Below are 17,903 nucleotides of genomic sequence, written 5' to 3' on the forward strand. Positions count from 1 at the left end.
ATCGCCCTATCGAAATCGCTTATGGCATTTTCGTATTGCTTGAGATCGTTAAGAACGGCCCCCCGGTCATTCCATGTTTCAGGAGCTTTTGCATTGAGGCGGATGGCGTTGTTGAACTGCTCCAGCGCCTGCTGAAACTTGCCAAGCCTTTTCGAGATCAAGCCGTAGTTGTAGTAGGAAACATCCGAACTCTGGTTGAGTTTGATCGCTTTCGAGATAAGCGGCTCCGCCTCCGCATGGCGGTCCATGCTCACAAGAACCACCGTCAGAAGATTGAGCACTGAAATATTGTCGGGCAGCCGCTTCAGAAGCTTTTTGAAGAGCCGCTCGGCGTCGACAGGCCTCCCGCTGTTCATCGCTTTGACAGCTTCCTGGAATGTCTGTTCCACGGTACTCATATGCAAACTGACCTGACGGATATTCTGGACGGCGGAATACAGAGACTACCAATTCGCGGCGGCCAGGGCTTCAGTGCGCGTTCTTGCCCACCATGAAGACATACATGCCCCAAAAGGTCTCCGGATGATCGGCTTCGAAGCGGTGCCACTGATCCAAGTTAGCCTCATCGGCCGCGCCCGGAAACTGCTTATGAAATTTTTCAATCACCGTCGGGTCGTCAAAGGGTTCAAAGGCCAGGAAGGACAGATCATTATCGTTCAGAAATGCCGCGATCTCGGGAATGGTAAAGCGATGTTCCATGACGTTAAAGAGCAGGTCGCGGCAGCCGCTCATGCTGTAGAAATCATTCGCGTCGATCAGCATTTTCCAGTGTTCCGCCTCACGGATGATGTCCTGGCGACACCTTCTTATGTCGCCGGCCGTGGCGCGATAACCGCGCGCTGCGATGTGGGCGCGGGCCTCCGCGATAACGTGGCGCGCCAAATCGCTGTATAACCCGATGCGCATCCCGCCACCTGGTCGCAGCAGTGAGACCAGCACACGCCAGCCGGCGGTCGGCTCGGCAAGATGATGGAGCACACCGATCGACTCGATGCTATCGAACGTGCGACCGATCGTGCCTAATTCCAGAATATCCGCTTGCGCGTACTCGATATTGCGCAAGCCCAGTTCGCGTGTCTTTCGGCGCGCGTAGGCGAGACTGGCCAGACTGACGTCGACCGCGAGCAAACGGGCATTCGGGTAGACTTGCGCGATCTGAACCGCGTGCAGGCCGGTGCCGCAGCCTGCGATCAGAATGTCCAGTACGGCCTGACGATCCGCTGTCGGAAGGGTCCTTCCCCGCGCCTGATCGGCCGCGAATGCGTTCAGTGGGTTGATTGTCCAGCGCGGATAAGGATTTTCCTCGTATTGGCGCATCACCTGCAATGATACGCTGTTCTTGATGGGGGCGAGCGTCGCAATGGCGGTGCGCTCGCCCGCTTCCTCAAGTGGCTCGCGGAGCTGCACCTGTAACAGGCCGGCCACGGCCGCAGGCCAATCCCGGTCCAGAAGCGCTTCCGCCATCGGCATGGTATGGAGTGGGAAATAGGCCGCAACTACCGCCAGCGCGAGCGGCGTTATGGCAGTCCCTGATGCGAGGTCCTGCAGCAATCGATCGCGCAGCGTGTTCGCGAGCCCGCTTTCCGCTTCGGCCTGCACGTAGACATACTCGTTGATGAAGCACTGCCGAGCGAGCGCGCAAGCAAAGGCGACTACATTGTTGTCGATTTCACCGTTATCTTCGTCCTGCTCACCTGCAAGCCGCAGCAACTCCGCACGCGCATATCCGAGTAACGCTTCAAGTCGCACGCTTGGCAGCGTCATCGCTTCCATCGCACAGCGCAGGAAGAGGTCGTTTGCAAGCGGGATGACGCTTTCCGTGCCGAACAATTCGGCGTTGGTTACGGGCAGCGGCGACTTGCCGGCAATCCGCGCGACATACCTGGAGATGATGGGACTCTGCAGGATGAATGTGACGGCCTTCTCGTCCATGCCGAGCGCAAGCGCTTTGCTGAAATGCGCGCTCGCTTTAGCGCGATTGCCTAAAGCCTGGTAGGAATTGCCGGCATTGTAATAGCAGGCGGCGTTCACCTCGTCCGAAGCAATCGCTTTCGCGAACATCTTCACTGCGCCCCGGTGATCGCCGGATGCCTGCGCCATCAGACCGAGAAGATTAAGGCTTTGCACGTGCGCAGGCTCGCGCGCGAGAATTTGACGGCAAACCTCTTGCGCTTCGTTAATGCGGCCCGCCCCGCGCAAACGGCTTGCCTCAGCGGCGAGGTCGACGATGCTGACGCCAGCCGACAAGGCAAGCGCGTTTGGCCTCCTTGCAGACTCCTCGCGTCGCTTATTGGCCGCACGTCGTTCTTTTCGGTTCATGTCCCGTCAACCGGTCCAATCGGTAAACCGCCGACGAACAGCACACCGCAAAGGCAGCGGTTCGGGGCTGCGCATCAACCAACCACGCGCGGCAGACATAGGGCGGATCGCGCTTGCAGCCAAGAATAATCTACCACATGGGTTGTTGGACGGCGGATGTCTCGTATCGCACGGCTAAGCTTTCGGCAGATGCGGCATTTCGGACAGACTGCCGGTTGCCGAAACTGCCCTGTCACGGCGCGGACAAGATTGTTTCAACCGGACTCGTCGTCGGCAAGCGGGCCTTGCGGTTGCGGACCCGCGAATAGAACCAGCAACAGTCCGAACAGCGCCACGCCGGCAAGCAGCGCCCAGGCTTCATCGGTGCTGAGCGCGAATGCCGCCTTCTCGACCATCGGACGGAGGTATGCTTCGACGGTGGCGTCCGACACGCCGGCGGGCCGGTGGGTAAACAGCTCAACATCGAGCCCGATCGCCTGCGCCGCGGTCATATCGCCCGCGATCAGGCGGTCGCGAAGCGCTTCGGCATGTCCGCCGGTTCGTCCGTAGAGGATGGTATCGATCAGCGCGATACCGATCGCGCCGCCGAGATTCCGCATCAGGTTGAACAGGCCGCTTGCGTCCGGCACCTGGGGCGCGGTCAGCGCCCCCAGCGCCAGGCGGGTCGGAGGCAGCAGGCAAAACATGATCGCGACGCCGCGCAGAACCTGCGGCCAGAACATCTCGTCGAAATCGGCGACGCGGCTCTGGAACGCGCTGCAACCCAGTCCGAGCGCGAACAGGCCGAACCCGGCCGCCGACAACAACCGCGGATCGAGCCTGCTTTCCAGCGCGCCGGCCACCGGCGCGGCCGCCAGTTGTGAAGCGCCGGTGACCAGCATGACGATGCCGATTTCAAACGCATCGTGATGCCGAACGAAGGCGAGGAAGACCGGCATCAAATAGACCGAGCCGAACAATCCGACGCCGAGGCAGAAGCTGAGAGCGCAACCGATCGCAAACGAACGCGTCTTCAACGTCGATAGCTCGACCACCGGATGCGCCGCCTTGAGCGTCCTCGTGACGAAGACAGCGGCCGCGGCCGCGCTCACGAGGAACAGGCCGCAGCACCAGGGAGAAAGCCAGCCATCGCGCGGGGCTTGCTTGAGGCCGATTTCTAGGCTTGCCAGCGCTGCGGCCATGAGCGCCAGAGCAGGCCCGTCGAGCGTGACCAGATCGGAAAAAAGCGGTTTTTCGCGCGGCAGCAGGAAAGGCGTGGCGGCGGCGGCGACGACGCCGGGGACGACATTGACGAGAAACAGCCAGTGCCAGGAATAGGTGTCGGTGATCCAGCCCCCGACCACCGGGCCGACAGTAGGCGCAAGCACCGCTATAATGCCGGCCATCGTGGTTGCTACCGGCTGCAAACGGGCCGGAAACAGCAGGAAGACCGCGGAAAAAACCGCGGGGATCAGCGTGCCGCCGGCAAAGCCCTGGATCACACGAAAGCTGACGAGCGTCACAAGGCTGCCGCTGAACGCGCAGCCGATGGAAGCAAGAGTAAAGAGACTGATGGCGATAACGAACAGCCACCGCAACGTCAGCACTCGCGTAAGCCATCCGGTCAGCGGGATGGCCGTGATCTCGGCGATCAGATACGCCGTCTGAATCCAGCTCATCGTATCCGGCGAAATCGCAAGCGCGCGCTGGATCGCCGGCAGCGACGCCGCGACCACCTGGATGTCGAGGATCGCCATGAACATGCCGAGGCACATCAGGGCAAAGCCGCACCATGTGGCGGCGCCGGTCCGCCTCGCCTCGGCAGCCGCTTCGCCCGCTGCGCGCTCCGCGCTCACGGCGTGCCGCGCACAATCGCTTCGCGGGACATGGCCAAAGCGCGGTTCTCGGCGCGGATGCGGACCACCAGGACCGCCGCGTTAAGGATCGTAAAGACGGCAGCCAGCAGCGGAAGGTTCAAGGCCAACGGAAGCACGGCGATTTCGCCGGCAACGACGGCGTAGTTGGGGTGCGACAGAAATCGATAGGGTCCCGCCGATACCAGGGGGTGTTCCGGCAGAATAATGATCCGGGTCGTCCACCGCGGGCCGAGCGTGCGGACCACCCAGAACCGAAAGCCCTGCAAAACGAGATAGCCGCACAAGGCCACGACGTTGACCGGTTGATCGCGCCCCAGTACCCACATTGATATCAGCCAGGCCGCGTGCACCGCGACGATCAGCAGATAATGGCGTGGCGCCACCTCGACGGCGCCGCGAGCCAGCAGCCTGCCGGTGTTATAGCGTGAAACGGCGAGTTCGCCGGCGCGCTGCAGCGTGACGAGGCCGAGAATGAGTTCGGCCGGTGTCACGCGGCGTGCCTTAGCGTGACGCAGCTGGCGGTGAAACCGGGTCCGAGCGCCGTCAGCAGCGAGCGTGCCGGCAACCCCCGCGCGCGGGCCTGTTCGAGCACGAACAGCACCGTGGGCGAAGACATGTTGCCGTAGTCGGCAAGGACCTGCCGCTCGTCCGCGAGTGTCCCCTGATTGAGCGCGAACGCCGTCTCCAGCGCGCTCACCACCCTGGCGCCACCGGGATGGCAGATGAAGCGGTCAACTTCCGCCATCGAGAGCTGCATGCCCGCCAGGATCTTCGTCACCGCGGCGTTGAGATGCGCGGTGACGAAATTGGGGATGGTTCGGCGGAAGATCACGCCGAACCCTTCCGGGTCGACCCGCCATCCCATGATGCCGAGCGTATCCGGCCAAAGCTGTTCGCCGGTGCACTCGATCCGCGTTGCGCCGCCATCGCCGGCACGCAATATGATCGCCGCCGCCCCGTCGCCGAACAGGCTGATGGCAACGATATTGGCCTTGGTGAGTTCGTCATGGCGAAGCGCCAGCGAACAGAGCTCAAGCGTCACCAGCAGCACATTGGTGCCCGGTCGCGCCTGCGCCAGCCGCGATGCGATCGACAGGCCTGAAACCCCGCCGGCGCAGCCGAGACCGAACACCGGCACACGCGTGACGTCGGACCGGAAACCCATCCGCGCAAAGGCGCGCGCTTCGAGCGAAGGCGTTGCAATCCCGGTGGAACAGACGGTCACGACGGTGTCGATATCGCCGGCGACGAGGTGTGCGGCAGCCAGCGCGTTGCCGGCAACATCGACAAACAGCGCGTCGGCGCCTTCGAGAAACGCCTCGGTGCGTTCCGGCCATCCGCGCCGTTCCAGATACCAGTCGAACGGCTTCACGCCATGACGCTTGATCACTCCGGTATTCGAAAAAATGCCGGCAAGCGTTTCGAATTCGGGAAAGCGGGCGCCGAACCCAACTCTGGCCGCGGCCAGAACATCCTTCTGCAAAAACACGTAAGGCGGGACGGCTGTCGCGAGCGAGACCAGGGCAGCCGTCGTCATCGCAGCGTTTCTCCGGTTGCTTCCACTACACAACAGGGAAACATCGCCGCGGATCGAATATTTCAATGGCTTTGAAAAATCGTCCGCCGAACGTCACTTAAAACTGAAATATGGCGCAATTCGTCGTTTCGCGGCGTCGTCACCGGCTAATGTGATGCAGAGGGCGCTTCAGCCGCCAGGAATACACCTGAAACCCGCAAACCCCGCCGTGCCACTGTCTTTTCCGGATCTGCCGCACGCGAACCGGTATCCACTTCGCTCGAAAACGCTCTAATGGGTGGTGATCCAGGCGCGGGCCTCACGCTGGGCCACGGCGATCTCGACCTCGGACATCATCGCGGCGACTTCGCGGCGCAGCTCGATGGCGTCGATGCGGCCCTTGAGGGCTGCGAGGTTGAACCACTTGTGCGCGGCGACGAGATTGACCACGCCGGAACGCTCGCCCAATACAGGCCGCGCTCGAACAGCACGTCGGGGATCGCGCTTGCTTCCACCGGCGTCGCCATGTCCAGATCGATATGCCCCTGAAACATCCGAAGTCTCCTTTTTATTTTTGCCGCCCTCGCGCCCCGCGCGCGGCTCCCGTCCAACCGTTAAACGTCCCGTTATTCCCCCACGCCGTTTGCCGGCTTGTCGGGATGATCATGACCGATCAAATTTGAAGGGCAGTTTAAGCATCGCGATGAATCGAATGTGAATGCGAGCAAGGCTTCTGCCGCAGCGCAAGGCAGAAACGCCCATTTCACAGGGGTTTCGCCGATTCATGAAATTTGGTTTACCCTGCCGTTTGGCGAAGCGATAACCATTGGCGCAATCGCGCACCGCAGTTCACGCGGTCGGCACGACCGGTTGCGGAAGGATTTTGCATTCACCGAAGGATTTTGAGAAATCCGAGCATCAGGCTCTATCGGCTCCGATGGGAACGAGGGCGTCGGCGAACACGTCAGGACCAGATTTCACGTGAGGCTTCGCAGCCGGTGAAATTGCGGACCTAAATATCCGCACCGAACGAAGAAAACCTGTTTCTTCTGCCAGACCGGTCCTCGCAAGAGCGAGCCCTTCGAAAATCCGATCCAGCCGTTTGACCTGATGTCTCGCCGACACCCTCTTTCGTCGACCAGAGCCGCCGATCGGAATCTGCCTTAGAAAAGCAAATCGTCCTGAAGGCTCGTGTGACGTGCCGGCATCAAGCCGCCGGCAATTTTCGTAAGCGAGATTTACTTCTTCTTCTTGGCGACCTTGCGGGTCTTCTTCGCAGTCTTCTTCACTGCGCTCTTCGCTTTCTTTGCCTTCTTAGCTTTCTTGGCCATGTTGCCCTCCTAAGTTAGTGAGATGGCTTAATCGCTGCGTGCACTCGGGAATCGAATGCACTGCATCCCGAATACACCAACACATTGAAAAAAACAGCGTCCTGCTTAAGGAAGTATTTACGCGACAAGGCGGGAGCGCACGACGCGCATCGATCGACAACGCAACAACGCATTCGCATGACGCTGCCGACAACACGCCAAAATCCTGCGCCGGCAATTATCAAAAATGCCGAAAACGCTTGCGCCACCGATGTTTTCGTTATTTGCACGATTGATCGATGACGCGCGCGCGACATCATCGCGCCGTAGCGATGCGGGTCAAAAACGCGTTGCGCGGACTCTGAGTCGTGGATTTTGGCAATGAAAAAATTTTCACGTTCCCCGGCTTCGCGCGTCATCGCCGCTCGCCAAAGCGGCATTTTTGCGCGAATCGCCGCGACTGATTCGCGAGGCGATTTTTCATCCGCGCGATATTCATCGATCGTTATCCATGATCGATGCGCGCGCCGAGGCGACGCCGCGCCATCGCGCCGGCGTCTCATCTTGCAGAGGTTCAGATGCCGAGTTTGGACTTGAGCAGATCGTTCACGGCTTGCGGGTTGGCCTTGCCGCCCGATGACTTCATCACCTGGCCGACGAACCAGCCGATCAACTGCGGCTTGGCGCGGGCTTGCGCGACTTTGTCCGGGTTGGCGGCGACGATGTCGTCGACCACTTTCTCGATCACGCCGAGGTCCGTGACCTGCTTCATGCCGCGCGCCTCGACCAGTGTGCGCGGATCGCCGCCTTCCTGCCAGACGATCTCGAACAGGTCCTTGGCGATCTTGCCGGAGATGGTGGTGTCACCGATCAGATCGACAATGGTTCCAAGCTGGATGGCTGAAACCGGCGACGCAGCGATATCGAGCCCTTCCTTGTTGAGCCGGCCGAACAGCTCGTTGATGACCCAGTTGGCGGCGAGCTTGCCGTCGCGGGCCTTGTCTGCGAGCCTCGACAGCACGGCTTCATAGAAGTCGGCACTTTCGCGCTCGCTCACCAGCACGCTGGCGTCGTAAGGCGACAGGCCGAAGTCGGCGATGAAGCGCGCCTTCTTCTGGTCCGGCAATTCCGGCAGTTTGGCCCTGAGGTCGTCGACAATGGCCTGGCTGAACTCGAGCGGCAGCAGGTCGGGATCCGGGAAATAGCGATAGTCGTGCGCCTCCTCCTTGGTGCGCATCGAGCGGGTTTCGCCCTTGTCCGGGTCGTAGAGCCGGGTTTCCTGATCAATGGCGCCGCCATCTTCCAGGATTTCGATCTGCCGTCGCGCCTCATATTCGATGGCGTCGCCGATAAAGCTGATCGAGTTCATGTTCTTGATCTCGCAGCGGGTGCCGAGCGGCCCGCCGGGCTTGCGCACGGAGACGTTGACGTCGGCGCGCAGGTTGCCTTTTTCCATGTCGCCGTCGCAGCTGCCGAGATAGCGCAGGATCGAACGCAGCTTCGTCACATAGGCCTTGGCCTGCTCGGACGAGTGGATGTCGGGCTTGGAGACGATCTCCATCAAGGCGACGCCGGACCGGTTGAGGTCCACCAACGACTGGGTCGGGTTCTGGTCGTGCAGTAACTTGCCGGCGTCCTGCTCGAGATGCAGTCGCTCGATGCCGACAGCGACGCTCTCGCCGCTCGCCAGTTCGACGACCACTTCGCCCTCGCCCACGATCGGCGATTTGTACTGGCTGATCTGGTAACCCTGCGGCAGGTCCGGATAGAAATAGTTCTTGCGGTCGAACACCGAGCGCAGGTTGATCTTTGCGTTTAGCCCGAGGCCGGTGCGAACCGCTTGCCTGATACATTCCTCGTTGATCACGGGCAGCATGCCCGGCATCGCCGCATCGACCAGCGAGACATGGCTGTTGGGCGGGCCGCCGAATTCGGTCGAGGCTCCGGAAAACAGCTTCGAATTCGAGGTCACCTGGGCATGGATTTCCAGCCCGATCACCATTTCCCAGTCGCCGGTGGCGCCTTTGATCAGCTTCGACGGTTTGACCGACACGTTCATGCGAGGCACGCCATATATAAACGCTCCACTCTGCCTGTTGGGTTAGATGCGGACGTTGTATTTTACACTCACGGGTTTAAAACTGGTTTCCGGTTTGAACGACATGATAGAATAATGCAGCCCAAACTTAAACTACCCAGCGTCACCTTGATTACTGTGACGTCGGTCGACATTGAAAAAACCAACGCCGCGCTGCTGCATTGTTGCACATGCGCCGAATTCGGCGCCGTCAAGATGCTGTGTTCGCAGCCACCGCGACTTCGTCACCCCCAAATCCAGTATATCGCCATCCCGTCGATCGATTTCCTCGGCTATAGCCGGTTCATAATCGAGGATCTGAACAAATTTGTGGAGACGGAGCATTGTCTCATTGTACAGGCAGACGGATTTATCGTCGATCCCGCGCGCTGGCAGCCGAGATTCCTCAAATTCGATTACATCGGAGCGCCCTGGCCGGAATATGTCGGCTTGAATGGCCCGGGGCACCAGCGCTTCAGGTTCGGCAAAAACCGCGTCGGCAACGGTGGCTTTTCACTCAGAAGCAAGAAACTCCTCGAGGCGACGGCACAGATACGGTTCGATCAACTCAATCTACCCATCAAGTCCGAAGATATAGTGATTTGCCACTATTACTTCGCGGATTTGCGTTCGGCCGGAATACGATTTGCTCCATCAACTCTCGCTGCGCGTTTCTCCATTGAAATTGCTACCGGGAACGCGACGCTCAATTCCGTGTTTGGCTTCCATGGGAAACATTGGCTGCCAGCCGTATACCGCGCCTATCCGTGGTTGCAAGTTTAACCCGATACCAAAACCGGCGCTGAAAGGACAAGCGATGCAAAATAACAGCGCTGATACTCAATTCGTGTCGTCGGCGTCATTTGAGACGCCAAAATTCGTTCCTCCCATATCGGGTTGGGGTGGCCACGCGCCATTCGCGTTTTGGCTGATAGAAGCCTTAAAGCCCAGAACCCTGGTCGAACTGGGCACGCATTACGGATATTCATATTTCTGCTTTTGCCAGCAAGTGATGTTGCAGAAACTGCCGACTCGTTGTGCCGCGGTTGACTCCTGGAAAGGTGATAAACATGCGGGACTTTACGACGAGTCGGTTTTTAACCTCGTTCAAAAGATCAATTCCGAGCGCTACGAAAGCTTTTCGCGCCTCGTCAGAGCAACTTTTGCTGAGGCGCTGGACCAATTCGCGGACAATTCAATCGACCTTTTGCACATTGATGGACGTCACCGTTATGAAGATGTGAAGCAGGACTTTGAGTCGTGGCTTCCAAAACTTTCGGACACCGGCATTGTTCTAATTCACGATACTCAGGTCCAAGGTCTGGATTTTGGTGTATTCCGTTACTGGAAGGAATTAGCGTCAAAATTTCCGCATTTCGAATTCACCCACGAGTATGGTCTGGGTGTATTAGGCGTTGGGAAGGCTGTACCCGACAAATTGCGTTCGCTGTTTGACGCAGCCTCATATCCAGACAAGGTTGCCGCCATTCGAACCAGCTATCAAAGGCTTGCTCTCGCCTTGTATGGGCGGCGAATTAGGAGAATGGAGCCCTGTCCGTGTGGTTCCGGCGAACGTTTCAAACATTGCCACGGAACGCTTTCGACACAGACCTTTGGCGAATAGAGCGGTTCTGTTATCTCACCAAAAAACAAGCGGCCTCGAAAAATAATCCGCCAATTAGAAGAACCCCGCCGACAAAATGCTTCCCGCGTTTGGAGATGAGCGGAATATCTAAGGTCTCCCGCTTTTTAACGAAAAAAGCACAAACGAAAGTCCGAGAACCATCATTAAAATCGCCAGCGACAACCGAATATTTTTGCCTTCAAGAGCAAATGACACGGTCAAGTCTCCAACTCGTAAGCCGATCTGGTTTGTCGATGCGCAGACCGATTCACCTTCAGGAACGAATGCGCTCGATCCCGAGTAGCGCCGAAACGATTCCTCCCCATTCGCTCTCAAGCGAACCTGTCGCAACAGGTTTTCCCGCCCGCCGGTACCAATAACCGGCATTGCCGAGATCGCCCTCGACGCGGTGCAGATAGGCATGGATCCACGCCGCATCGGCGCTGTCTTCGTCCTGAACCAGCTTGTGCGCCTTGTTCCAATCGCCCTTGGCGGCCCACCACAAGGCCGCCAGCGGCGCGTCCAGTTCCGGCGCGGGTGCCGAGTCAGAGAGGCTGGCTTTGAAATCCGCGGTGCTCACCACCACCTCAGCGGCGTAAATCGTCCCGCCGCCTGCTCGATCACTTCGCCGAGCGAGAACAGCGTCCCTTCGTCGAACGGACGCCCGATCAATTGCAGGCCGAGCGGCAATCCCTGGCCGTCCTTGCCGGCGGGAATGGCGATGCCGGGCAGCCCCGCCATGTTCACCGTCACCGTGAAGATGTCGTTGAGATACATCTCGACGGGGTCGGCGCCCTTCTCGCCGATGCCGAACGCCGCCGAGGGCGTCGCCGGCGTCAGGATGGCGTGCACGCCCTTCGCGAAGACGTCCTCGAAATCCTTCTTGATCAGGGTGCGGACTTTCTGCGCGCGCAGGTAATAGGCGTCGTAGTAGCCGGCCGACAGCACATAGGTGCCGATCATGACGCGGCGGCGCACCTCGGCGCCAAAACCTTCGGCCCGGGTGTTCTCATACATCTCGTCGACGCTGCGGCCGGGCACGCGCAGGCCGTAGCGCACGCCATCGTAACGCGCCAGATTCGACGAGGCCTCGGCGGGCGCCACGATGTAGTAGGCCGCCAGCGCGTATTTGGTGTGCGGCAGCGACACCTCGACCAGTTCGGCGCCGGCGGACTTCAGCCACGCCGCACCCTCGGTCCAGAGCTTTTCGATCTCCGCCGGCATGCCGTCGAGGCGATACTCCTTGGGGATGCCGATCTTCATGCCCTTGATGGATGTTCCGATCGCAGCCTCGTAATCCGGCACGTCGCGATCGACCGAAGTGGTGTCCTTGGGATCGTGACCGGCCATCGAGCGCATCAGGATCGCGGCATCGCGCACGGTGCGCGCGATCGGTCCGGCCTGATCGAGCGAAGATGCGAATGCGACGATGCCCCAGCGCGAACAGCGTCCATAGGTCGGCTTCATCCCCACGGTGGCGGTGAACGCCGCCGGCTGGCGAATCGAGCCGCCGGTGTCGGTCGCGGTCGCCCCCATGCAGAGCAGCGCCGCCACCGCCGATGCCGAGCCGCCGGACGAGCCGCCGGGCACCAGCGTGGTGTTGGAACCCTCGCGCCGCCACGGATTGACCACCGGACCGAAGCACGAGGTCTCGTTCGACGAGCCCATCGCGAACTCGTCATTGTTGAGCTTGCCAAGCATCACCGCGCCGTCGCGCCAGAGTTGCGAAGTCACGGTGGATTCGTAAGGCGGGGTGAAATTGCTTAGGATTTTCGAGCATGCGGTGGTGCGCACGCCCCTGGTCGCGAACAAATCCTTGATCCCGAGCGGAATGCCGGCAAGCGGCCCGCCCTCGCCTTTCGCGATCCCGGCATCGGCCGCGCGCGCCATGCGCCGCGCCTGGTCCGGCGTCTCCAGCACAAAGGCATTGAGCGCGCGCGCCGCCTCAATCGCCGCCAGATGCGCATCGGTCAGTTCAAGCGAGGTAAAGGATTTGGCCGCGAGGCCATCTCGAGCCTCCGCGATCGTCAGCGATGTCAAATCGGTCATTTATTAACCGGGCTGCAGAAGAACGGAGACAGCGTCTTGTCGTTGGCCGGATCGTCGCGCAACGCCTTGTTGCCGGCGGCTTCGAGCGCATCGAGCACGGCGTCGACCGCCTTGTCGGGATCGGCGACCTTGCCCTGGCGCTCCATCGCGTCGAGATAATTCATGTAGGCCTGATAGGCCTTTTCATCGTCGCACAGCATGCACATCGGATGTCCCGCCTGGGTAACCACTTCGCTTGAAAACGCTATGTTATTCGACGACTTTCGGCACCAGAAAGAAATGATCCTGGGTTTCAGGCGCGTTGGCGACGATGTCATCGGCGATCTCGCCGTCATTGACGACGTCGGCGCGCTTTTTCATTTCCATCGGGGTCACCGAAGTCATCGGCTCGACGCCCTCGATATTGACTTCACTCAGCTGCTCAACAAAGGCCAGCATCGCATTGAGTTCGCCCTGCAAATGGGGCACCTCGGCGTCGGTGACCGCAATCCGCGCCAGATGCGCGATACGGCGAACGGTGGCGGCATCGACGGACATTATATAAGGCCTCTGTGGCGGCAAATTCAGCCCGCCGTATAGCAGAGTGGGGTTTTGCGCCGCAACCGCGGGGAGGTCCCCTATCCGGCCATCTGGCTCAGCCGCGCCAGCGCGGCCCCTGCCAGCGCCCTTGTCAGTTCCGCAGCCGGCATTTCGCGACCGAGCCGCACCGCCTGCCCGGCCCAGAGATTGGTGAAATCGACCTTTCCGAGCTTTTCGGCCGCCGCTTTCAGAGGCCCAAGTGCGGTCGCGGCATGGGGAAACGCCGGTGCGTCCGGCGAGGTCGGGCCGACCTCGCGCATCACGCGGTTGGGCACGCCGCGGGCCGGTCGTCCGGTCATCACATTGGTGATCACGGTGGAATCGTCGTGCGCCTGCGCCAGTGCCACCCGCGCCGGCGCGATCACCCTGGATTCCGGACAGCGCAGATAGGCGGTGCCGATCTGCACCCCGGAGGCACCCAGCGCGAACGCCGCCGCGATGCCGCGCCCGTCGGCGATGCCGCCGGCGGCGATCACGGGGACTTTCACCGCGTCCACCACTTGCGGCACCAGCGCAAAAGTGCCGATCTGCTCGGCGATATCTTCGGTGAGAAACATGCCGCGATGGCCGCCGGCTTCGGCGCCCTGCGCGATGATGGCGTCGGCGCCGTTCTCTTCAAGCCAGATCGCCTCGCGCACGATGGTTGCCGACGAGATCACGATGCAGCCCGCCGCCTTGATGCGCCTCAGCAAGGCCTGATCCGGCAGGCCGAAATGAAAACTCACCACTTCGGGCTTTAATTCCTCCACGAGTTCGCACATCGCGGCATCGAACGGCGCACGGTTGGCGACGTTGATCGGCGCCGAGGGGTCGATCCCCAATTCCCTGTAGTAGGACGCCAGCCGCTTTTTCCATCCGGCCTCGCGTGCGGAATCGGCCTCGACGGCGTTGTGAACGAAAAAATTCATGTTGACCGGCGCCGACACCCGCTGGCGGATGATATTGACCTGTTCGCGCGCCTTCTCCACCGACAGCATCGCGCAGGGCAGCGAGCCCAGCGCCCCGCCCTGGGATGCAGCGATTACGAGGTCGGCATCCATCACCCCGGCCATCGGCGCCAGAACGATCGGAAATTCGGTCTTGAAGAGATCGAGGAGTCGGCGGTCCGGCCACATGGTCTGCTCATTAGGTGTCTGGGGGGATTGGCGGGCGTCGTTGCCCGACCGCAACAAGCTTAGCACTGCACAAGCCGCCGAAGCTATGCAAGGGATCGCGGCCTGACAATCCAGCGCCGCAGCGCAACGCAAGCCCAGACCGCCTCGACCAGCCCGAACGGCCATGCACCCTGCAGAAATCCGTAAACCGAGCCGAGCGCGCAGGCGGCCGCGAAAGCGAGGATGAACCAGTGGCTGCGATGTTCCAGCGCGTAGGTCACCAGCATCGCGGTCACCGCGAACAGACCGAATAATGTCAGCCGATCCATGATTGTCAGCCCTTCTGCTTTGGACGGACCGCAGCCTGCGTGGTATGCCGCGCCATGCCTGCCCCCATCCTACCGCTGATCGACGCTGTTGCGCACTGGCCCGAACGCGGCGCGCTGATCGGGCTCGATCTCGGCACCAAGACCATCGGCGTTTCCGTGTCCGATCCCGACCGCCGGCTCGCGACCGGCGTCGAAACCGTCCGGCGCAAGGCCTTCAAGGCTGACGCCGCGCGCCTGCTCGCCATTGCCGGCGAGCGCCATGCGGTGGGCTTCGTGCTCGGCCTGCCCATCAATATGGACTCGAGCGAGGGGCCGCGCGCGCAATCGACCCGCGCTTTCGCCCGCAATTTCTCCAAACTCACCGATCTAGCCATCGCGCTGTGGGACGAGCGGCTCTCCACCGCCGCCGTGGAACGCGAACTGATCGGGATGGACATGAGCCGCGCCCGGCGCGCTCTCGTCATCGACGAGCACGCCGCGATCTTCATCCTGCAGGGCGCGCTCGACCGGCTGGCCAGACTTCGCGAACCGCGCGGAGAGCGCTGAGCACCCCCTCTCAAATCAGGACAGGTGAAGCAGAGTTTGTCAGTTCGATCCCGCCAGCCAAAGCGTCTGCAGCGTCGCGGCGAGATTGTTGAGGCCGTGCAGGACGATCGTCAGCCCGGTCGAGTTGCTGCGATAGCGGAGATAACCGAACAACAGCCCGATCGAAAACACTTCGCCGAAAAAATACCAGTCGTATTGCAGGTGCAGCGCCGTCCACACCATCGACGACAGCAGGATGGCGCCGACGGGCCCGAGAACCGACTCGGACCAGCCGTAGTAGAGAAAGCCGCGCGCGAACAATTCTTCCGCGGCGGGAGCGGCGACGCAGAAGGCGATCACCAGAAGCCATAGCGCGCCGTCGGCCTGCGCCGATTTCAGCACCTCCATCATGAATCCCGGCGCCACATCACGACCCGTCGCGCGCGACAGCAGGTCCCATCCCATCACCAGCACAGCTAGAGCGACCACTCCGATCAGAAAATTGCTCCACGAGGTCCAGCGCAGCGCCAGATACTCAGTGAAAGGCGTTCGCGACAGACGGATGGCGAGCCACAGTGCGGCCAGCACCGCCGGCAAACCGAAGATCACCGAGAGCGAAATCGTGACGCCGCCGCCAAGCACCTGTTTCAGCGCTTCAAGGTCGATCGGTCCCTGATGGATCAGGATGGAGTAAGCCACCGCGGCGCCCTGGCCGACGAACATCGCGGCAAAGACCAGAAGGCCCCACAACGTGGTGCCCCAGAACTTCCAGATCCGTGGCGGACGCGGCGCGCGAACGACGGGAACCGACGCAGCCGAACCGGAACTTTCAAGGGAATCCATCAAGTCGCTTTCAGGTTTTGCCTCGTCATGCCCGGCCTTGTGCCGGGCATCCACGTCTTTTTGTCGTACGGAATCTGAGACGCGGATGGCCGCAAACCATCACGGCAACGCCCGTTCCAGCAGCGCGTTGACATCGCGGTTGTCCAGATCGACAGCGCCGTACATGCTGGCGTGAGTCCCGGCAAGCCGCGTCGTTCCGAACAACTCGGCGTGATGCGGCGATACCCGATTAAGCGCCGCCATTGCCGCCAGCAGCGCCAGCCTTTCGACCGCCAGCCGCGCCACGCGCTCGCTGTCCGGCCTGCGGAACGTCTTGCCGACGAACGCCACGGCCTCGCTGGCGCCCGGCAGGCCCTTGGTCTCCTCGGCCAAACCCTGCAATACCGCGGCGGCGGCTTCCACTTCGCGCGACAATGCCCGCAGCACGTCGAGACACATCACGTTGCCCGAGCCTTCCCAGATGGCATTGACGGGGGATTCGCGGTAATGCCGCGCCAGGATGCCCTCCTCCACGTAACCATTACCGCCGAGGCACTCCATCGCCTCGTACAAAAATCCCGGCGCGCTCTTGCAGGTCCAGTATTTGACGGCCGGAGTCATCAACCGCATGAACTCGGCCTCCGCGGGGTCGTCAGGTGTCCGGTCGAACGAACGGCACAGCCGCATCACCAGCGCGATCGAAGCCTCGACATGCAGCGCCATGTCCGACAGCACCGCCTGCATCAGCGGCTGATCGGCGAGATGTTTCTGGAACACGCTGCGATAGCGGGCGTGATGCAGCGCATGCGCCAGCCCCGAACGCATCAGGCCAACCGAGGCAGTCGCGCAATCCTGCCGCGTCAACTGCACCATCTGGATGATGGTTCTGATGCCCTTGCCCTCGTCACCGACGCGCGTCGCATAGGCCTCGGCGAATTCCACCTCGGACGACGCATTGGAGCGGTTGCCGAGCTTGTCCTTCAGGCGCTGATAGTGAATCGCGTTGACCGATCCATCCGGCCTGAAGCGCGGCATGAAAAAACAGGTGAGGCCTTCGTCGGCCTGCGCCAGCACCAGGAACGCGTCGCACATCGGCGCCGACATGAACCATTTATGCCCGGTGATGCGATAGGCGTCGCCGTCGCGGGTGGCGCGCGTGCTGTTGCTGCGCACATCGGTGCCGCCCTGCTTCTCGGTCATGCCCATCCCTAAGGTCATGCCGCGCTTGGTCCACCACGGCGCAAAGGAGGGATCGTAGGCACGGGTCGCGATCACGGGCATTGCTTTCGCCAGCAGATCCGGCTGCACCGCCAATGCCCCTACCGAAGCGCGCGTCATGGTGATGGGGCAGAGATGACCGGTCTCGACCTGGGTCGCCATGTAGAACTTTGCCGCGCGCACGACTTCGGTAGCACCCCCGGCGGACTTCCCTTCGGCAGTCCAGGTCGAATTGTGGATGCCGGCATGCGCGCTGCGCGCCATCAACTCGTGATAGGCCGGATGAAATTCGACTTCGTCGCGCCGGTTGCCGCGGGCGTCGAACGTGCGCAGTTTGGGTGTGTTCTCGTTGGCGAGCCGGCCGCGTGCCGCCATCTCGGCCGAACCCCAGTGCCTGCCGAATTCGGACAGTTCCTTTTGGGCCGAAGCGCCGCCATTGGCCGCGACCGCTTCCGCCAGCGGCCGGTCGACCGCAAACAGATCGACATTTTCGAACGGCGGCGACTGGTTGAGCACCTCGTGGTTCACGAATGAAGCCTGCGTCATGGGCTGTTCCCCGGATATTCGTCGAACCAGCATACGCCG

At 61.3% G+C, this 17,903-nt stretch carries 19 protein-coding genes and 1 pseudogene; 4 read left to right on the forward strand and 16 right to left on the reverse strand.

The genetic code is table 11. The annotated features are described in order from the left end of the window. The 6 genes and pseudogenes from E7813_RS05105 to E7813_RS05130 form a co-directional block, all read right to left on the reverse strand. Positions 1 to 389, reverse strand: a 389-nt coding sequence (locus E7813_RS05105; protein WP_291571499.1) for a tetratricopeptide repeat protein, incomplete at its 3' end; no start/stop codon positions are given. A gap of 79 nt (positions 390 to 468) precedes the next feature. Further along, positions 469 to 2,319: a class I SAM-dependent methyltransferase gene (locus tag E7813_RS05110; protein WP_291571500.1), complete on the reverse strand. Its 1,851-nt coding sequence runs from the start codon at positions 2,317 to 2,319 to the stop codon at positions 469 to 471. A gap of 254 nt (positions 2,320 to 2,573) precedes the next feature. Beyond that, positions 2,574 to 4,073 carry a DHA2 family efflux MFS transporter permease subunit gene (locus E7813_RS05115; protein ID WP_291571588.1) on the reverse strand — a complete coding sequence of 500 codons (1,500 nt, stop codon included), beginning with the start codon at positions 4,071 to 4,073 and terminating at the stop codon, positions 2,574 to 2,576. A gap of 77 nt (positions 4,074 to 4,150) precedes the next feature. Then, entirely contained in the window at positions 4,151 to 4,666 is a 516-nt protein-coding gene (locus tag E7813_RS05120; RefSeq protein ID WP_291571503.1) for an isoprenylcysteine carboxylmethyltransferase family protein, read from the reverse strand. After that, on the reverse strand, positions 4,663 to 5,712 hold the full coding sequence (locus tag E7813_RS05125; RefSeq protein WP_291571504.1) for a type III polyketide synthase: 1,050 nt from the start codon (positions 5,710 to 5,712) through the stop codon (positions 4,663 to 4,665). The genes E7813_RS05120 and E7813_RS05125 overlap by 4 nt, the downstream gene beginning before the upstream one ends. A 270-nt stretch (positions 5,713 to 5,982) precedes the next feature. Then, positions 5,983 to 6,245 (reverse strand): annotated as a pseudogene (locus tag E7813_RS05130) (hypothetical protein). Between the two features lie 160 nt (positions 6,246 to 6,405). Here E7813_RS05130 and E7813_RS05135 point away from each other — a divergent pair. Continuing rightward, positions 6,406 to 6,597, forward strand: coding sequence for a hypothetical protein (locus E7813_RS05135; RefSeq protein ID WP_291571506.1), 192 nt, complete (start codon positions 6,406 to 6,408; stop codon positions 6,595 to 6,597). 439 nt (positions 6,598 to 7,036) lie between these two features. Here the strand turns inward: E7813_RS05135 and E7813_RS05140 are convergent, their stop codons facing one another. Both E7813_RS05140 and gatB read right to left on the reverse strand, forming a co-directional pair. After that, the gene (locus E7813_RS05140) at positions 7,037 to 7,564 is read right to left on the reverse strand and encodes a hypothetical protein (protein WP_291571509.1); all 528 of its coding nucleotides are present in this window, start codon (positions 7,562 to 7,564) and stop codon (positions 7,037 to 7,039) included. Positions 7,565 to 7,575: 11 nt separating this feature from the next. Further along, positions 7,576 to 9,060 carry an Asp-tRNA(Asn)/Glu-tRNA(Gln) amidotransferase subunit GatB gene (gene gatB, locus E7813_RS05145; protein WP_291571512.1) on the reverse strand — a complete coding sequence of 495 codons (1,485 nt, stop codon included), beginning with the start codon at positions 9,058 to 9,060 and terminating at the stop codon, positions 7,576 to 7,578. A gap of 114 nt (positions 9,061 to 9,174) precedes the next feature. Between gatB and E7813_RS05150 the strand changes: the two genes are divergently transcribed. Both E7813_RS05150 and E7813_RS05155 read left to right on the forward strand, forming a co-directional pair. Further along, positions 9,175 to 9,861, forward strand: coding sequence for a DUF5672 family protein (locus tag E7813_RS05150; protein WP_291571515.1), 687 nt, complete (start codon positions 9,175 to 9,177; stop codon positions 9,859 to 9,861). Positions 9,862 to 9,895: 34 nt separating this feature from the next. Beyond that, complete coding sequence (locus E7813_RS05155) at positions 9,896 to 10,702, forward strand: class I SAM-dependent methyltransferase (protein WP_291571519.1); 807 nt, start codon at positions 9,896 to 9,898, stop codon at positions 10,700 to 10,702. Positions 10,703 to 10,976: 274 nt separating this feature from the next. On the opposite strand, the gene E7813_RS05160 is transcribed toward E7813_RS05155, so the two are convergent. From E7813_RS05160 to E7813_RS05185, 6 genes are all read right to left on the reverse strand, one after another. Then, the gene (locus E7813_RS05160) at positions 10,977 to 11,288 is read right to left on the reverse strand and encodes a hypothetical protein (protein WP_291571520.1); all 312 of its coding nucleotides are present in this window, start codon (positions 11,286 to 11,288) and stop codon (positions 10,977 to 10,979) included. Beyond that, the gene (gene gatA, locus E7813_RS05165) at positions 11,279 to 12,751 is read right to left on the reverse strand and encodes an Asp-tRNA(Asn)/Glu-tRNA(Gln) amidotransferase subunit GatA (protein WP_291571522.1); all 1,473 of its coding nucleotides are present in this window, start codon (positions 12,749 to 12,751) and stop codon (positions 11,279 to 11,281) included. The genes E7813_RS05160 and gatA overlap by 10 nt, the downstream gene beginning before the upstream one ends. Then, positions 12,748 to 12,957, reverse strand: a complete 210-nt coding sequence (locus E7813_RS05170; RefSeq protein WP_291571526.1) for a hypothetical protein — start codon at positions 12,955 to 12,957, stop codon at positions 12,748 to 12,750. Before E7813_RS05170 ends, gatA begins: the two co-directional genes overlap by 4 nt. Positions 12,958 to 13,000: 43 nt before the next feature. Beyond that, positions 13,001 to 13,288 carry an Asp-tRNA(Asn)/Glu-tRNA(Gln) amidotransferase subunit GatC gene (gene gatC, locus E7813_RS05175; RefSeq protein WP_291571528.1) on the reverse strand — a complete coding sequence of 96 codons (288 nt, stop codon included), beginning with the start codon at positions 13,286 to 13,288 and terminating at the stop codon, positions 13,001 to 13,003. An 80-nt stretch (positions 13,289 to 13,368) separates the two neighbouring features. Beyond that, the gene (locus E7813_RS05180) at positions 13,369 to 14,445 is read right to left on the reverse strand and encodes a nitronate monooxygenase (protein WP_291571530.1); all 1,077 of its coding nucleotides are present in this window, start codon (positions 14,443 to 14,445) and stop codon (positions 13,369 to 13,371) included. Positions 14,446 to 14,528: 83 nt separating this feature from the next. Then, positions 14,529 to 14,753 carry a hypothetical protein gene (locus E7813_RS05185; protein WP_291571532.1) on the reverse strand — a complete coding sequence of 75 codons (225 nt, stop codon included), beginning with the start codon at positions 14,751 to 14,753 and terminating at the stop codon, positions 14,529 to 14,531. A 54-nt stretch (positions 14,754 to 14,807) separates the two neighbouring features. Between E7813_RS05185 and ruvX the strand changes: the two genes are divergently transcribed. Continuing rightward, the gene (gene ruvX / locus E7813_RS05190) at positions 14,808 to 15,299 is read left to right on the forward strand and encodes a Holliday junction resolvase RuvX (RefSeq protein WP_291571535.1); all 492 of its coding nucleotides are present in this window, start codon (positions 14,808 to 14,810) and stop codon (positions 15,297 to 15,299) included. Between the two features lie 39 nt (positions 15,300 to 15,338). Here ruvX and E7813_RS05195 read toward each other — a convergent pair whose 3' ends face one another. Beyond that, a complete protein-coding gene (locus tag E7813_RS05195; RefSeq protein ID WP_291571538.1) occupies positions 15,339 to 16,121 on the reverse strand; it encodes a type II CAAX endopeptidase family protein in 783 nt (260 codons plus the stop codon). A gap of 99 nt (positions 16,122 to 16,220) precedes the next feature. Continuing rightward, positions 16,221 to 17,864 (reverse strand): acyl-CoA dehydrogenase family protein, encoded by a 1,644-nt coding sequence (locus tag E7813_RS05200; RefSeq protein WP_291571540.1) that lies wholly within the window; start codon positions 17,862 to 17,864, stop codon positions 16,221 to 16,223. Positions 17,865 to 17,903: the final 39 nt, after the last annotated feature.

Origin of the sequence: Bradyrhizobium sp., assembly GCF_004799405.1 — a bacterium.
GTDB lineage: Bacteria > Pseudomonadota > Alphaproteobacteria > Rhizobiales > Xanthobacteraceae > Bradyrhizobium.